Origin of the sequence: Mycobacterium sp. SMC-21, from assembly GCF_045310825.1 — a bacterium.
Classification (GTDB): domain Bacteria; phylum Actinomycetota; class Actinomycetes; order Mycobacteriales; family Mycobacteriaceae; genus Mycobacterium.
Map to the genome: position 1 here is coordinate 1 of NZ_JBJIAO010000054.1, position 12,376 is coordinate 12,376.

General features: G+C 67.6%; 13 protein-coding genes. 5 read left to right on the top strand and 8 right to left on the bottom strand.

The features are described from left to right. The first annotated feature begins 203 nt into the window (after positions 1–203). Entirely contained in the window at positions 204–1,253 is a 1,050-nt protein-coding gene (locus ACJH6H_RS27795; RefSeq protein ID WP_133425496.1) for a dihydrodipicolinate reductase, read from the top strand. A 62-nt stretch (positions 1,254–1,315) separates the two neighbouring features. Here ACJH6H_RS27795 and ACJH6H_RS27800 read toward each other — a convergent pair whose 3' ends face one another. Continuing rightward, positions 1,316–2,359, bottom strand: coding sequence for a zinc-binding dehydrogenase (locus ACJH6H_RS27800; RefSeq protein ID WP_406776225.1), 1,044 nt, complete (start codon positions 2,357–2,359; stop codon positions 1,316–1,318). 40 nt (positions 2,360–2,399) lie between these two features. On the opposite strand from ACJH6H_RS27800, the gene ACJH6H_RS27805 reads away from it, so the two are divergent. Further along, the gene (locus ACJH6H_RS27805) at positions 2,400–2,885 is read left to right on the top strand and encodes an SRPBCC family protein (RefSeq protein ID WP_133425497.1); all 486 of its coding nucleotides are present in this window, start codon (positions 2,400–2,402) and stop codon (positions 2,883–2,885) included. 39 nt (positions 2,886–2,924) lie between these two features. Further along, complete coding sequence (locus tag ACJH6H_RS27810; protein WP_346415211.1) at positions 2,925–3,776, top strand: patatin-like phospholipase family protein; 852 nt, start codon at positions 2,925–2,927, stop codon at positions 3,774–3,776. On the opposite strand, the gene ACJH6H_RS27815 is transcribed toward ACJH6H_RS27810, so the two are convergent. The 4 genes from ACJH6H_RS27815 to lpqV all read right to left on the bottom strand — a co-directional run bounded on the left by ACJH6H_RS27815 (position 3,773) and on the right by lpqV (position 7,599). After that, positions 3,773–4,741: a patatin-like phospholipase family protein gene (locus ACJH6H_RS27815; protein ID WP_133425499.1), complete on the bottom strand. Its 969-nt coding sequence runs from the start codon at positions 4,739–4,741 to the stop codon at positions 3,773–3,775. The two genes, ACJH6H_RS27810 and ACJH6H_RS27815, sit on opposite strands and share 4 nt — an antisense overlap. A gap of 47 nt (positions 4,742–4,788) precedes the next feature. Further along, a complete protein-coding gene (locus ACJH6H_RS27820) occupies positions 4,789–5,004 on the bottom strand; it encodes a hypothetical protein (protein ID WP_133425500.1) in 216 nt (71 codons plus the stop codon). 350 nt (positions 5,005–5,354) lie between these two features. Beyond that, complete coding sequence (locus tag ACJH6H_RS27825; RefSeq protein ID WP_371824595.1) at positions 5,355–6,977, bottom strand: LCP family protein; 1,623 nt, start codon at positions 6,975–6,977, stop codon at positions 5,355–5,357. A 199-nt stretch (positions 6,978–7,176) separates the two neighbouring features. Then, positions 7,177–7,599, bottom strand: a complete 423-nt coding sequence (gene lpqV, locus ACJH6H_RS27830; protein WP_133425501.1) for a lipoprotein LpqV — start codon at positions 7,597–7,599, stop codon at positions 7,177–7,179. Between the two features lie 188 nt (positions 7,600–7,787). Here lpqV and ACJH6H_RS27835 point away from each other — a divergent pair, with 188 nt between their 5' ends. Beyond that, positions 7,788–8,342, top strand: coding sequence for a cysteine dioxygenase family protein (locus ACJH6H_RS27835; protein WP_133425502.1), 555 nt, complete (start codon positions 7,788–7,790; stop codon positions 8,340–8,342). Beyond that, positions 8,342–8,788: a rhodanese-like domain-containing protein gene (locus ACJH6H_RS27840; RefSeq protein WP_318986908.1), complete on the top strand. Its 447-nt coding sequence runs from the start codon at positions 8,342–8,344 to the stop codon at positions 8,786–8,788. Before ACJH6H_RS27835 ends, ACJH6H_RS27840 begins: the two co-directional genes overlap by 1 nt. Here the strand turns inward: ACJH6H_RS27840 and ACJH6H_RS27845 are convergent. Genes ACJH6H_RS27845 through ACJH6H_RS27855 form a run of 3 tightly spaced genes read right to left on the bottom strand, consistent with a single transcriptional unit; the run spans position 8,765 to position 12,339 of the window. Then, positions 8,765–10,513 (bottom strand): alpha/beta hydrolase, encoded by a 1,749-nt coding sequence (locus ACJH6H_RS27845; protein ID WP_406776226.1) that lies wholly within the window; start codon positions 10,511–10,513, stop codon positions 8,765–8,767. The two genes, ACJH6H_RS27840 and ACJH6H_RS27845, sit on opposite strands and share 24 nt — an antisense overlap. Positions 10,514–10,522: 9 nt before the next feature. Continuing rightward, complete coding sequence (locus ACJH6H_RS27850) at positions 10,523–11,296, bottom strand: enoyl-CoA hydratase (protein WP_135355226.1); 774 nt, start codon at positions 11,294–11,296, stop codon at positions 10,523–10,525. An 8-nt stretch (positions 11,297–11,304) separates the two neighbouring features. Further along, entirely contained in the window at positions 11,305–12,339 is a 1,035-nt protein-coding gene (locus tag ACJH6H_RS27855) for an enoyl-CoA hydratase/isomerase family protein (RefSeq protein WP_406776227.1), read from the bottom strand. Positions 12,340–12,376 lie beyond the last annotated feature (37 nt).

A 12,376-nucleotide genomic window follows, 5' to 3' on the forward strand; every position in this document is an offset into this window, starting at 1 on the left:
GACAACCGGACCTGGCACCCCGACACGCCCCAAATCGCCACGGCGGCGGCTTGACACGGTCATTGAGAGTCCTTTCGTTACTACCTGTAGTTCAGTCACGCCCGGCGGTTTTAGTCAAGACCCCAAAGGTCTGGTCTCCGGCGCCGGGCCGGTGGTATACAACCTAGAACGTGTTCTAGTTCGGGCGGTGCTCGGGAGGTTTCATGGCGTTGCGGGTCGTGCAGTGGGCAACCGGCGGAGTCGGCGTCGCCGCGATCAAGGGCGTGCTGGAACACCCGGACCTGGAACTGGTCGGTTGTTGGGTGCATTCGGAAGCCAAGAACGGCAAGGATGTTGGCGAGATCATCGGCGCCGAGCCGCTGGGTGTCACTGCGACCAACAACATCGACGACATCCTGGCGCTCGAGGCCGACGCCGTCATCTACGCCCCGCTGATGGCCAACCCCGACGAGGTGGCGGCCCTGCTGCGGTCCGGCAAGAACGTGGTGACGCCCGTCGGGTGGGTGTATCCGAGCGAGAAGCAGGGCGCGCCGATGCGGGAAGCCGCGCTGGCAGGTGGGGCCACGCTGCACGGCACCGGCATCGCACCCGGCGGCATCAGTGAGAAGTTCCCGCTGCTGTTCTCGGTGATGTCCACTGGCGTGACTTTCGTTCGGGCCGAGGAATTTTCGGATCTGCGCACCTATGAGGCGCCCGACGTGCTGCGGCACGTCATGGGGTTCGGTGAGACCCCGGACAAGGCGCTGACCGGTCCGATGCAGAAGCTGCTCGACAGTGGCTTCATCCAGGCCGTGCGGATGTGCGTCGACGAGTTCGGCTTCAATGCCGATCCGAAGATCGTTGCGCGCCAAGAGGTTGCGGTGGCGACCGCGCCGATCGACTCACCGCTGGGGCCCATCCAGCCCGGCCAGGTGGCCGCCCGCAAGTTCCACTGGGAGGCGGTCGTCGGCGACGAGGTTGTCGTGCGCGTCACCGTCAACTGGTTCATGGGTGAGGAAAACCTCGACCCGGCATGGGATTTCGGCCCCGAAGGTCAACGCTATGAGATGGAGGTCAAGGGAAATCCGGACTTCACCGTGTCGATCAAGGGCTTTCAGGGACTGGTCGGAGAGGACGGCCCCGAACCCGGCGTCGTCGGCACCGCCGCCCACTGCGTCAACTCCGTGCCGGCGGTGTGTGCCGCGGAACCGGGCATCGCCACCTATCTGGACCTGCCGCTCTTCAGTGCGAAAGCGGCACCTCGGCTGAGGTGAGCGCGACGTTTTTGCACGCCTGCGGCAGCGTGTCGGCGTACAAACACGGCCGCTCGCGGTAATTAGGGCTGCACGAGTATCCGGATCGGATTGCCTTCGGCCCGATCGAGTTTCGCGATGCCTTCGGCGACGTCCTCGAGCGGGACGATCTCGCTGATCGAACGGGTGAGGTCCAGACGGCCGCGGGACACCAGCGTGGCCAGCGTGCCGATGTCGGCGTTCTGGTAGCCCAGGTGCCCGCGCACCTGCTTCTTGGTCAGGTTGAAGAACGACGTCGGGCCGATCGACGGGGCATCGGCGCTCATCCCGACGCCGACGAACCGTCCGCCCACGGTCAGCGCCGCCAGCGCCTGATCGAACGTCGACCCCTTGCCGACCGCGTCGAACGCGACGTCGAGCATCCGGCCGCCGGTGGCTGCACCGATCTGGGCCAACAACTCCGGGTCGCGGGCGTCGAAGGCGTAGTCCGCGCCGACCTCCAGCGCGCGCTCCAGCACTGCCGGGTTGACGTCGACCGCGACGATCGGCGCCGCCCCGACCAATCGGGCCAACTGCACGATGTGCGTGCCGAGCCCACCCATGCCCCATACGCCGACGGACTCGCCGATACCCACCTGGCCGGTCCGCACGACGGCGCCGAACGGCGTCGACACCGCGTCGGCGAGGATCGCGGCCTGCTCCAGCGGCACGTTGTCGGGGACGCGCGTCAGCCCGAACGCCTGCGCGACGGTGTATTCGGCCCAGCCCCCGTCGTACGCGAACGCCATGAGCCGGATCCGCAGACAGTTGGACATGTCGCCGCGGAGACAGTTCACGCAGTCCATGCACGGCTTGCCGGCCGCGACGACGACGCGGTCGCCCTCGGCCCAGCCGGTGACGCCCGGTCCGAGCTTGGCGATGGTGCCCGACGTTTCGTGGCCCTGCGTCACCACCGGGAGCTGCGACGGGAACGTGCCGTTGATCAGGCTCAGGTCGGAGTGGCAGATGCCGCAGTAGGCGACCTTGACCAGCACCTCGCCGGGGCCCGGTTCCGGAATCGGAACATCTTCCACCACAACCTTTTTGGTGTCGGCGTAGAACCGTTGGGCCCGCATCGTTGAGGTCATGACACTCCAGTGGTCAGCATCGATGGTTACGATCGCCATCATGGCGCAGGCATTGGTGGTCGAGCAATCACGAATAGTCCCCGTCGCGGTGGCCGACGCGTTCAGCGGCACCGCACCGATCCCGCTCAATGAGCTGTTCTGTCGCTGGTACGGACCGATCCCGCCGATCAAGGCCGTGCGGAACCAGACCGGCATCTGGGATGCGGTGGGGCAGACCCGCACCATCCTGCTGACCGGTGGCGGCAGCATGGCCGAGACCCTGACCTCGTACGACGAGCCGCACTCGTTCGGCTACACGCTGTCCGACATCAACGGACCACTGGCGCCGCTGGTGGGTGGCGTGCAAGGGATGTGGCTGTTCCAGGATGTCTCCGCTGGGCAGAGCCCCCGCACCAAGATCACCTGGCGGTGGACCCTGCACCCGCGCAGCTCGCTGACCGCTCCGCTGCTGCCGGTGTTCGGCAAGCTGTGGAAGGGCTACGCCGGCCGGTCGCTGGAGCATCTTTCTGACCTCCTGGTGGGATGACGGTCCCACGGCGCACGCCGAATCCGGTTAGATGAACTAATGACTAAGCGTGCACTCGTTCTGGCTGGTGGCGGCATCGCCGGCATCGCGTGGGAGACCGGCATCCTGCAGGGCATCGCCGACGAGGCCCCGGAGGTCGCCGCGGCGGTGCGGAATTCCGATGTGGTGTTGGGCACGTCGGCGGGGTCGGCGGTCGGTGCACAGCTGGGCAGCGCCCTGAGCATCGGAGAGTTGTTCGAGCGCCAGGTGGCCGCCGAATCGGCAGAGATCAGCCCGGGCATCGACATCGAGGCCGTCCTGACCACGTTCATCGACGCGATGTCGGCGGACCACGGCAGCCGGGCCGAGCAGTTGCAGCGCCTGGGCAAGGCGGCGGCGGCCGCCGACACCGTCAGTCCGGCCGTGCGCCGCAACGTCATCGAACGCCGGTTGCCGTCGCACGAGTGGCCCGACCATGACCTGCGCATCACCGGCGTCGACATCGACACCGGCGAGTTGGTGGTGTTCACCCGCGAATCGGGGGTGTCCCTCGTCGACGCCGTCGAGGCCAGCTGCGCGGTGCCGGCCGCCTGGCCGGTGGTGACCATCGGCGGCCGCCGCTACATGGACGGCGGCATGGGCAGCAGCGTCAACATGATCGCGGTCAAGGACTGTGACGCCGCCGTCGTGCTGGTTCCGGCGCCGTCGGACTCGCCGTCGCCGTTCGGGGCGGGCCCCGGCGCGGACGTCAGGAGCTTTGCGGGCCGCGCCTGCGGCATCTTCGCCGACGCTGAGTCCCTCGCCGCCTTCGGCGTCGACCCGCTCGATCCGGCCTGTCGTATCCCGTCGGCGCAGGCCGGCCGGGTGCAGGGCCGAAAGGTCGCGGCAGAGGTCGCCGCGTTCCTGTCCTAGTCGGCGTGGTCGAGGGAATCGAGTGCGGCGCAAGCCAATTCGTGCCCGATCTCGATGACCTCGGAGGCTCGGTAGAACTCGAGGCTGCGGCACACCGTGCGCGGCACCTCGATCAACAGGTCGGGCGGATAGGCCGCCAGGGTGTGTCGCATCAACGCGGCCTGCGAGATTTCGATGGTGCGGTTCATGACCTCGAATCCGCCGAGCCGCGGCACGTGCGTGTCTTCCTCGGTCTCGACCTCGGACTCGGGGACGGCGTCGATGCCGTCGACCGCGTTGCTGAAGCGGCTCAGCACCGATCGTGCGGTGGGGCCGTCGAGCAGGGTGCTCGCCGCGGCCCGGTCGATCAGTGACGTCGTGCTGCGCCGCATGCGGTTCAACAGCTCGGCGGTGGGGCGCGGGGATTCCGGGGCGGGATTGGGGTCGCTGGCGTTGAGGCTGACCGCGATGGTCAGGTCGGCGTTGACGGCGGCGAGCGGTGCCATGGGCAGAGGGTCGAGGATGCCGCCGTCGGCCAGGAGCCGGCCGTCGAGCAGATAGGGCGCGATGACGCCGGGGATGGCGATGGAGGCGCGGATGGCCGCGTCGATCGGGCCGCGCTGCAGCCAGACCGATTTTCCGGCGATCAGGTCGGTCGAGACGGCGGTGTAGGGGATCGGCAGGCTCTCGATGGTCCGCGGGCCGATGATCTCGCGGACGGCGGCCAGGATTTTCTCGGCGCGAAGCACACCGGCGGCGGTGAGGGATGGATCGAGCAGGCGAAGCACCGCGCTCTGCGTGAGAGCACTGGCCCAGGAGGAGAATTCGTCGAGTTTGTCGGCGGCCTGCAGTGCACCGACGAGTGCGCCCATGGATGAACCGGAGATGCCGACGACATCGAAGCCGCGCTCGCGGAGCGCGTCGATGACGCCGATGTGTGCGTAACCCCGGGCGCCACCGCTGCCAAGGACCAGTGCGACCCGCATGGCCCTATTTTGGCGTGCGGATCAGGCGGCGGCGAGACGAGGCCGCGTCAGCAGCGGATGCGCGAGAAGAACGCCGCCGAGACGAGCCCGATGATGAGGGCCACCTGCGGCTGTCCGCTGCTCATGGCGAAGAGGATGCCGCTGACCGCGGCGACCGCGATGAGCAGCAGGAGGATGCCCATGAAGAGCACCCGGCGCCCGTTGACCGCGCCACTGTGGGCCCGAGCGACCGGTACGTGCTGAGGAGCAACCATTGAGCTCATCCCTTCGACAATGAGTGAGACACCCCATAGTGTGCACCATTGTGTGAGTCAAAGCACAATTACTGACCAGTAGTTGGGAAATTGGTCGTATTCGTTAGCTGATCTCATTGCTTTCGCGACGTTTTGCCTGGTCGGCGGGCAAATTTGTTAGATGTGCTTTGTGTTCTGAGAATGGTGTTGCTGCTCATTTTTCGCGCTTCGATGGGCGGCGAATTTAATTCGTTGAACTAATCTAATTAATTTGCGCCGGCAGCTGGTGGCGTCTGCATCGCGAGTGTGCGTGCAGATCGCGGAACCGGCCGGATCGACGGTCTGTGCGCACACTGGCGGCACGGAAAAGCGGGCGCGCGTCAGTTGACGCAGGGGAGCCCGTCGTTGGCACGCACCGGCGGCCCGGCTTCCGGGGTCGGCAACGTGGTGTCGTAATTGGACGACTTGGCCGCAGCCAGGGAGACGCTGTCGAGGGTGTCTGGCACCTGATAGCCCGGCCCCAGCGTCACGTGGATGCGGCCGGCGGGCACCGACGGGTCGGCGCGGACCGCGTCGATGCCCAACAGTTCTGCCAGGTGCTTGGCTTCGGCGTCGGTACCGGCGCCGAAGTCGACGGCCGTCGAACTGAGCTCGCCGTCCTGCGAGCTCCGGGTCTGGCCCATGGAGTATTCGAGATCGCCCAGGATCTCGGACATCTGCCGGCCCAGGCCCATCACGTCGGAACCGTTGATGACGTCGATGACGGCGGTCTTGGCGTTCTTCGACGTCGTACCGGTGCTGTCGGCGGCCTTGTCCAGCGTCGACGGCTCGGTCGACGTGCTGGGCGTGGTCGTCGGTGCGCCGGCCGGTGGCTTGAGGCCGAAGGCCTTGGCGACCTCGACCTTGATGGCCATGGGGTCGACGATGTTGACGTCCTGGCCGTCGATGTTGTCGTAGCGCACGACGGGCAATGTCCGGTACTGGACGTTTGCGCCGCCGGCGATCTCGCCCATGCGCTTGAACTGCTCCTGGCCCCAGCCCGCCGACAGCACGACGTCCTTCTGTGCGACGCCGATCAGCTGATTGAGCTTGCCGAGGTCGCTGAACGAGCCGTCCTTCTGCAGCTGGTGCATCACCGAGATCAGGAACGCCTGCTGGCGGTGGGTCCGGTCCAGGTCGCCGTTGTCCAGGCCGTGCCGTTGCCGGACGAAGGCGACGACCTGCGAGGCGTCGAGCATCTGGCGGCCGGCCGGGAAATCGGCGCCCGAGTAGTCGTCGTACACGGGGTGGTTCAGGCAGATTTCGACGCCACCGAGGCTCTCGGCGATGTCGTAGAAACCGGCGAGGTTGACCTCGGCGAAGTAGTCGATGGGCGCACCGGTCAGATTGCGGACCGCGGCCAGGGTGGCGGCGCGGCCGGCCTCGCGGCTCTTGCGTTCCAGCTCGGCCTGGTCGGTGACGCCCTTGTCCATGAGGTGCTGCATGGCGTTGGCCTTGGTCAGGCCGTACGCCTCTTTGATCTTGATGTGGTCGTATCCGGGGATGCCGGTGACCCGCACATAGTCGTCGCGCGGGATCGAGAACGCGACCACATGGTTGTCGGCGGAGATGTGCGCCAGGATCAGCGTGTTGGTGTTGTAGCCGCCGTTGTCCGAATCCCCGGCGTGCAGCTTGTCGAGCAGCGCCTGCGGCAGGTCATTGCCCTGCTGGTCTTTCCGCGAGTCCAGGCCGATCAGCAGGATGTTCATCGCCCCGCCGGTGGACTTGGGCGCGTCGGCCCCGAGCGCATCGCTGACCGTGATGCCGTGCAGCGCGCCGCGCACCGTCCACCAGCCCAGGCCGGTCGTCGCCACCGCCACCGTGGTGACCAGGGCGAGCGCCACCCGCCCGACGGTGTCCCAGCCCACCCGGGCGCTGAGCAGGCTTTGCAGCCGGCTCCGGCGGTGCCGGGCTGGAAGACGGTGGCGGGCGGTATCGCTGCGCTGGAGATCGGAGGTGCTCAGCTGCGACCTCGAGGGGATGCGGTCATGGCGGTCATCTCGGCGGGCCTCGCGGGTACGTGAGGACCGCCGGTCGGATCCGGCGGTCGGAAAGTTCGCTGTCACCGCGGCCCGCGTGTATGCGTCAGAGCGATCGGACGGCAGTGCGACCGATTTTAGGGCAACGCCGCAGACTCAGCGAATCCTCAGTGAACGGCGGGTATCAGCCGCATTCACCTTTGGAGGCGCTGGTCGCGGCCATGATCACGCCGGCCTGCTGGCCTGCGGTGAGCTCGGTCCACGGGGTGTTGAAGTTACCGGGATCACGTGTTTCCGCCCGCTGCATGAGGCTCAGGTACGGCTCGACGAGCGTCGCCGGGTCGGCATGCTGAGCGTCCATCCACACCTTCGCGGCGTGGCACGCCTGGCCGAACTCGGACTCGGTCGCCGCCGGCGGGGCGTCGACGGCAGTTGTCACGCCGCCCGGGGAGACGGCGCCGCCGGCGGGTGCGGGGTGTTCGTGCGACTGCGTGGGCAGCTCGGCGGGAGTGTGGGCGGGAGCGGCTTGCTTGTCCGGCCCGCAGGCTGTCAGGAACGTCAGTGCGGTGGTCGTGAGCAGCGCTGCCCGGATGACGTTGATCTGCATGCTTGCCAATCTAGAGGTGTAGGCATTCAGGATCACCCTGACGCTAACCCTTTCCCGGCGGCCGCGGCGCCGACACCATGGGGAACATGGCAGTGCAGAACGTGCAGAACGCGACATGTTGTCGGGCTTGAGCCCGGCCTTGTGAGGGCGCCAAGCCCACCCGTTCGTTTCTGCATTGGAGTTCCGTCATGTCCGTCCTGACAGAGTTTTCTGTTTCTGGCCCCACTTCCCTGGCCCCGACCCGATTGCGGCTGCCCGACCTGCTGCACGCCACTGATCGGTGCGCCGACGACGTCCTGAGCGGCCGTTACGACCGGCTGCTGCCGGCCGACGGCCTGCCCCTTCACGAACGCTGGTTCCGCCGGTTGTACGGCGACGACGAACTCGATCTCTGGCTGATCAGCTGGGTCCCCGAGCGCAGCACCGAGCTGCACGACCATGGCGGATCGCTCGGTGCGTTGACCGTGGTGTCCGGGGCGCTCGAGGAAACCCGCTGGGACGGCCGCGGGCTGCGGCAGCGCACTCTGGAGGCCGGTGACCAGGCCGCGTTCCCGTTGGGCTGGGTCCACGACGTGGTGCGGGCGGGCAGCAACGATGCCGCAGGAGTATCGCCCGCTCCGCCCACGCTGAGCGTGCACGCCTACTCGCCGCCGCTGACCGCCATGTCGTACTACGACGTGACCGAAAGCCAGAAGCTGCGTCGCGTCTACACCGAACTCACCGACAAGCCCGAGGGGGACTGATGACCACGGCGAGTGATGCGACGGGGAACGCGGTCAGCCGAGTCGACGCCATGCTGAATGCGGCGCGCGAGCGGCTGGTCCGGCTGTCCGCCGCCGAAATACCCGCCGCGCTGGCCCGGGGCGCCGTGCTGGTGGACATCCGGCCGGCCGCGCAGCGCGCCATCGAGGGCGAGTTTCCCGGCGCGCTCGTCGTGGAACGCAACGTCCTGGAATGGCGCTGCGACCCGACCAGTGACGCCCGGCTGCCGCAGGCCACCGGCGTCGACGTCGAGTGGGTGGTGCTGTGCTCGCAGGGCTACACCTCGAGCCTGGCCGCCGCCGCGCTGCAAGACCTGGGGCTGTACCGCGCCACCGACGTCATCGGCGGATACCGGGCGCTGGTCGATGAGGGACTGCTCGGCGGGACGGCCGCGTCGGTGCTGCTACGTGCCGGCGCTTGGGTGTAGCAGCGGGCGCAACCGCTCCGTCTTCTCCTTGGTCCACTCCGGTGGCTGCAATACGTCGGCCCACGCATCGGCGACGTCCCTGACGTAGACGTGTCCGTGCCCGTCCGGGACGTCGACCGCGACGGCCATGTCGGCCGACACCTGCAGGAACGTCACGACGGGAATCCACTCCATCCGCGGCGAGACGTCACGGCCGCGCGGTTCTTCCAGCCAGTCGGGCCGGGCGAACAGCAGGTCGGGATTCCACCAGGCGATCGGGTCGGACGCGTGCTGCAGATACACCACCCGCGGGTGGCCCCAGGTGGCGTCGGCGGGGCGGTCCAAATCCTCAGGGCGAGAAGCGAACCGGGCGTTGAGGCCGTGGTCGTAGATCGGCAGTTTCTCCAGTGACCCGGCGTCGCGGTAGCGGGTCAGCTCGGTCCAGATGACGTTGTTGAACGTCGGTCCGGAGAACAGCGCGCCGTCGGTACGGGCCACCAGGTTGTTCAGCGACTGGAACGGAGCCTCGCCGCCGAACGAGCCGAGGCTCTCCCCGAACACCACGAGCTTGGGGCGCTTGCCCTCGGGCATCTGCCGCACGAGGGCGTCGACCTCTTCGAACAGTTCCTGGCCGGCTTCCTGCGCGTTGTCCTTGTCCACCAGGAACGAGATCCAGCTGGGCAGGAACGAATACTGCATCGACACGATCGCGGTGTTGCCGTTGTACATGTACTCCAGCGACGCGGCTTCGGCCTCGTTGATCCAGCCGGTGCCCGTCGTGGTGGCGACGGCGACGACCGCGCGCTCGAGTCCGCCGGTGCGCTTGAGTTCCTGCGCGGCGAGCCTGGCCGTCGCCCGGATGCCGTCCGCGGAGTGCAGACCGGCGTAGGCGCGAATCGGTTCGATTGCCTTGCGGCCGTTGAATTTCTCGAGCTCTTCGACGCTCGGTCCGTTGCCGACGAAGATGCGGCCCTGCCGGCCCAGCGACGACCAGCTGGCCAGTGAGCCGGGGCCGCCCGACCGCAATGGCGATGTGGGAGGCGGGTTGTCGGGATCATCCTCGTCATTGGCCGAGGCGAAGGTGTTGTTGATCCACGACATCGCATAGTTGCCGACCACACCGTTGAACACCTCGACGAACACGGCGATGACCAGGAGCACTGCCACCACACCGGACACCCGAGGGGGCGCCACGCGCTCCAGCTGACGCATCAGGAAACGCACCAATTTGCGGATCAGCTGGCCGATTTCGACGAAGCCGAACAGGAAGACGATCGAGTACACCGCCGTCAGCGGGTGGTCCCAGAACTTCATCCGGGGCACGCCCATCATGTCGCGGACCTCGTCCTGCCAGACGTGGAACCAGATGACCGCGAGCACCTGGCCGATGACGCCGACCCCGATCAGGACGAGCCACGCCCAGCGGGGCGCCTTGGGGCTGCTGTCCTTCGAGCGCATGTAGCGCACCAGGAAGACGCCGAGCACCCCGAGGCCGTAGCCGCACGCGCCGGCAGCGCCGCTGACGATGCCCTGGAAGAGCGGTCCGCGCGGCAACAGCGACGGCGTCAGCGAGAGCCAGATGAAGGTCAGGCCGACTGCGGTGCCGAAGAACGTGTAGCGGCGGACCCACCAATCCGAGGGTGGCTCTTCCAGTTTCGCGACGAATGACTCCGCGTCCGACGGCTCGGCCACCGCGACAGCGGCGCCGTCGTGGGCGGGATCAGGCAGTTGTGCGGTGTCGGCCACCGATCGACTTTACCGATGCGTGAAGTTCGGCGCGCGCTTCTCGGTGAACGCCGCCATGCCCTCCGTCTGGTCGTCGGTGGCGAAGGCCGAGTGGAACAGCCGGCGCTCGTACAGCAGGCCCTCGGCGAGGGTGCTCTCGAAGGCGCGGTTGACCGCTTCCTTCGCCATCCGCGACGCCGAAAGCGACATGCCGGCAATGGTTTTGGCGACGGCGTTGGCCTCTTCGAGCAGCTTGTCGGCCGGGACCACACGCGACACCAGGCCGCAGCGTTCGGCTTCCTCGGCGTCCATGTTGCGGCCGGTGAGGATCAGGTCCATCGCCTTGGCCTTGCCCACGGCACGCGTCAGACGCTGGCTGCCGCCCATGCCGGGCAGCACGCCCAGCTTGATCTCGGGCTGGCCGAATTTGGCGGTGTCGGCGGCGATCAGCAGGTCGCACATCATGGCGAGCTCACAACCGCCACCGAGCGCGTAGCCGGCGACGGCGGCGATGGTGGGGGTGCGGGTCGCGGCGAACTTGTTCCACAGCGCGAAGAAGTCCTGCGAGAACACGTCGGCGAACGTCAGGCTCGCCATCTCCTTGATGTCGGCGCCCGCGGCGAAGGCCTTCTCGCTACCGGTGATGATGATGGCGCCGATGCCCGGGTCGGCGTCGAGTTCGGCTGCGGCCGTGGTGACTTCGGTCATCACCTGGCTGTTGAGGGCGTTGAGGGCCTTCGGCCGGTTCAGGGTGATGGTGGCGACGCGGTCGTCGCGGGTGACCAGGATGGTTTCGAAAGTCATCGGTTCTCCTAGAAGGTGAGATCAGGGTCGGCGGAGACGAAGTAGGCGTCGACGTCGGCGGCGGTGCAGTCCGAAAGACTAGCCGGGGACCACTGCGGGTTGCGGTCCTTGTCGACGAGCTGGGCGCGGATGCCCTCCACGAAATCGTGAGACTTGTGCGACGCCATCGAGACTCGGAATTCCTGCACGAGGGTGTCCTCGAGGGTGGGCAGCTTCGCGGCGCGGCGCACGGCCTCCAGGGTGACCGTCAGCGCGATGGGCGACCGGGTGGCGATCAGGTCGGCTGCCGCGTTGGCGGGCGCGGCTTCGCTGTTCCGCAGGTTCTCCAGGATCTCGGCGACCGTGTCGGCCGCGTAGCACTCGTCGATCCAATGCTGTTGTGCCAGAAGCTCGCTGGCGGGCGGCTCGACGGCGTACTTCTTGAGCGCCGCGTCGGGGCCGTCGCTGATCACCAGGTCGCGGAAGGCGGGCAGGTTGGCCTGCGGGACGAAATGGTCGGCGAAGCCCAGAGCGATGGCATCCGCGCCGGAGAACGGGGCACCGGTGAGCGCGGCATGGAGGCCGATCAGGCCCGGCGCGCGGGACAGCAGGTAGGTACCGCCGACGTCGGGGATGAAGCCGATGCCGACCTCGGGCATGCCGAGCTTGGTCTTCTCGGTGACGACGCGGGTGTTGCCGTGCGCGCCGACCCCGACGCCGCCGCCCATCACGATGCCGTCCATCAGCGAGACGTACGGCTTGGGGTAGCGGCCGATGTGCGCGTTGAGCAGATATTCGTCGTGCCAGAACGTCCTGGCCTTGTCGTCCTGCGCCTTGGCGGAGTGATACAGCGCGACGACGTCGCCGCCTGCGCACAGGCCGCGCTCGCCGGCGCCGGTCAGCAGGACCGCGCGCACGCTGTCGTCGTGCTCCCACGCCGTGAGCGCCTCGGCCAGGCCCGTGACCATGACTTGATTGAGCGAATTGATGGCCTTCGGACGGTTCAGCGTGACGACGCCGACGCCGTTCTCGACATTTACTAGGATATCCTCGTTTTCCGCCACGGTAAGCAATCTAGATCGTCGCGCAACCGCTGCGCCG

Excerpts from the sequence above, each read along its gene's own strand:
- ACJH6H_RS27795 (WP_133425496.1), top strand. The coding sequence starts at position 204 with ATGGCGTTGCGGGTCGTGCAGTGGGCAACCGGCGGAGTCGGCGTCGCC.
- lpqV (WP_133425501.1), bottom strand. The coding sequence starts at position 7,599 with ATGCAGATCAACGTCATCCGGGCAGCGCTGCTCACGACCACCGCACTG.
- ACJH6H_RS27850 (WP_135355226.1), bottom strand. The coding sequence starts at position 11,296 with ATGACTTTCGAAACCATCCTGGTCACCCGCGACGACCGCGTCGCCACC.
- ACJH6H_RS27835 (WP_133425502.1), top strand. The coding sequence starts at position 7,788 with ATGTCCGTCCTGACAGAGTTTTCTGTTTCTGGCCCCACTTCCCTGGCC.
- ACJH6H_RS27800 (WP_406776225.1), bottom strand. The coding sequence starts at position 2,359 with ATGACCTCAACGATGCGGGCCCAACGGTTCTACGCCGACACCAAAAAG.
- ACJH6H_RS27840 (WP_318986908.1), top strand. The coding sequence starts at position 8,342 with ATGACCACGGCGAGTGATGCGACGGGGAACGCGGTCAGCCGAGTCGAC.
- ACJH6H_RS27815 (WP_133425499.1), bottom strand. The coding sequence starts at position 4,741 with ATGCGGGTCGCACTGGTCCTTGGCAGCGGTGGCGCCCGGGGTTACGCA.
- ACJH6H_RS27810 (WP_346415211.1), top strand. The coding sequence starts at position 2,925 with ATGACTAAGCGTGCACTCGTTCTGGCTGGTGGCGGCATCGCCGGCATC.
- ACJH6H_RS27820 (WP_133425500.1), bottom strand. The coding sequence starts at position 5,004 with ATGAGCTCAATGGTTGCTCCTCAGCACGTACCGGTCGCTCGGGCCCAC.
- ACJH6H_RS27805 (WP_133425497.1), top strand. The coding sequence starts at position 2,400 with ATGGCGCAGGCATTGGTGGTCGAGCAATCACGAATAGTCCCCGTCGCG.